Here is a 2371-nt window from a genome sequence, read left to right as displayed (position 1 = left end):
TTTTGAATCTCCTGAAGCCTTTATAAAGGCTTTGGATAAATATATTGAATATTATGAAGTGACCTCCAAAAGTTGGATGCAAACCTTTTAGGGGTCACTTCGTTTTTATATTCTGCAATTTATTTCGGAGCTTTTCGATAAAGATAAACAGCTATAATACTATATACGATATTGGGTAGCCATACGGCAATACGTGGAGATGTCGCTCCGGATACGGCAAAAGTTGACGAAACGGTACTGAAAAGGATATAAGAAAAACTTAAAAGCAGGCCGATACCGATATTGACACCCATTCCTCCTTTGACTTTTCTCGAAGAGAGGGACATTCCGATTACGGTAAGGATAAAAGAGGCTGCCGTCATCGCAAATCGTTTCTCGTATTCAATTTCAAAATCTTTGATATTGGCTACACCACGTTTTTTTTGTCTGTCGATGTATGTTTTCAGTGCGCTGGTCGTCATTAATTCACTGTCATATCTGGATATGAGGAAATCTGAAGGTTCTATGGTGATGATAGAATCTAAGCGGCTACCCCGAGTTAGCTCTTCCCGCATTCCATTAAAATTTCGGATCATATAATCTTTTATAATCCAATGGTATGCAGAATCATAAGTAACAGTTTGAGCAGTTAGTCTCGATTTCAAAATTTTTCCTTCGAACTTTTCTAAAGAGAAACGATAGCCGGTCTTCGTATTATTATCGTATCGACTCATATAAGCGATTACACCGGGCTCTACTTGTAACTGTATATTGCTGGCATAATCTACTTTTTTGTTTTTTACATATTTGTTTTGAAACTCGATACGGGTGACATTGGCAGGAGGGATTACATAGCTGTTAAGATAAAATGTAACACCTGCGATAATCGCTGCCGAGATCATATAGGGAATCATCAATCTTCTGAAACTTATACCACTGGATAACATGGCGATAATTTCGGAGTTGTCGGCAAGTTTGGATGTAAAGAAAATAACAGCGATAAAAGTGAATAATGGACTGAATAAATTAGCGAAATAGGGGATGAAATTCAAATAATAATCTACGACTATGGCTTTTAACGGAGCGTTGAGGAACGAATCCAGTTTTTCATTTATGTCGAAGACTACCGCAATCGATATGATAAGAGCAATGGCGAAAAAATAAGTCCCCAAAAATTTCTTGATAATATATATGTCGATTTTTTTTAGCATGCGATAATGTTTATAACCGGTGTGTAACCCGTATTATCATCTCGTCTTTCCAAGTTTTAAAAGTACCGTTCAGAATATGTTTTCGGGCTTCTTGAGTAAGCCATACATAAAAAGCGAGGTTGTGCACCGATGCAATTTGCATGGCGAGAATTTCGTTACTGATAAACAGATGCCTTAGATAAGCTTTCGAGTATTGATGATCTACATAGGATGTGCCGTCCGGATCGATGGGTGAAAAATCGTCCGCCCATTTTTTATTCCGCATGTTCATGATACCGTTTGCTGTAAATAACATTCCGTTGCGGCCGTTGCGAGTAGGCATTACGCAGTCGAACATATCGACTCCTCGTTCTATACCTTCCAGAATATTTGCAGGAGTTCCTACACCCATGAGATAACGGGGTTTATCGGTTGGTAATATTTCGTTTACGACATCGATCATTTCATACATCTTTTCTGTCGGTTCTCCGACAGCCAGACCTCCGATGGCATTCCCGTCAGCCCCTAACTGAGCTACATGTTTTGCCGCATCTTTACGCAGGTCGGGATATACACATCCTTGTACGATCGGAAAAAATGTTTGTTTGTATCCGTATTTGCCCTCTGTTTCGCAAAAATGTTTCCATCCTCGTTCTAACCAGCGTTGCGTAAGTTGTAAAGATTTCTTTGCATAAGAGTAGTCTGATTGTCCGGGAGGGCACTCATCTAAAGCCATCATAATATCCGAGCCGATAATGCGTTGAATATCTACAACTTTCTCAGGTGTAAAAAGGTGTTTCGAACCATCTATATGAGAACGGAAATGTGCCCCTTCTTCAGTTAACTTCCGGTTTTCTGAAAGAGAAAAAACTTGAAATCCTCCACTGTCGGTAAGAATAGGTCTGTCCCAACCGTTAAATTTATGTAGCCCTCCGGCTTTCTCAAGAGTGTCGAGGCCGGGTCTTAAATAAAGATGGTATGTATTTCCTAATATGATTTGGGCTTTTATATCCTCTTTCAGTTCATGCAGATGCACGGCTTTCACCGATGCGACAGTACCTACCGGCATAAATATAGGAGTATTGATACATCCGTGATCCGTAGTTATTTTCCCTGCTCTGGCGTGACTGCAAGGATCGGTATATTGTAATTCGAAGTCCATTCTTTTATTTAAAATTTGTCGCAAATATAGTGCTTTTTAA

The 2371-nt window shown here is 39.4% G+C and carries 2 protein-coding genes; both read right to left on the bottom strand.

The window, feature by feature from the left end; genetic code table 11:
* Positions 1–119: 119 nt before the first annotated feature.
* Positions 120–1190, bottom strand: coding sequence for an LptF/LptG family permease (locus AC1WHX_RS11910; RefSeq protein WP_022390648.1), 1071 nt, complete (start codon positions 1188–1190; stop codon positions 120–122).
* A 10-nt stretch (positions 1191–1200) separates the two neighbouring features.
* A complete protein-coding gene (tgt, locus tag AC1WHX_RS11905; RefSeq protein ID WP_122337821.1) occupies positions 1201–2331 on the bottom strand; it encodes a tRNA guanosine(34) transglycosylase Tgt in 1131 nt (376 codons plus the stop codon).
* Positions 2332–2371: the final 40 nt, after the last annotated feature.

The organism is Coprobacter sp. (assembly GCF_982436375.1).
Note: the sequence above shows the minus strand (reverse complement) of the source record. Positions and strands in the feature narration are given on the sequence as shown.

What these genes read in the sequence shown, in the direction of transcription:
- AC1WHX_RS11910 (WP_022390648.1), bottom strand. Translation starts at nt 1,190, where the DNA reads ATGCTAAAAAAAATCGACATATATATTATCAAGAAATTTTTGGGGACT.
- tgt (WP_122337821.1), bottom strand. Translation starts at nt 2,331, where the DNA reads ATGGACTTCGAATTACAATATACCGATCCTTGCAGTCACGCCAGAGCA.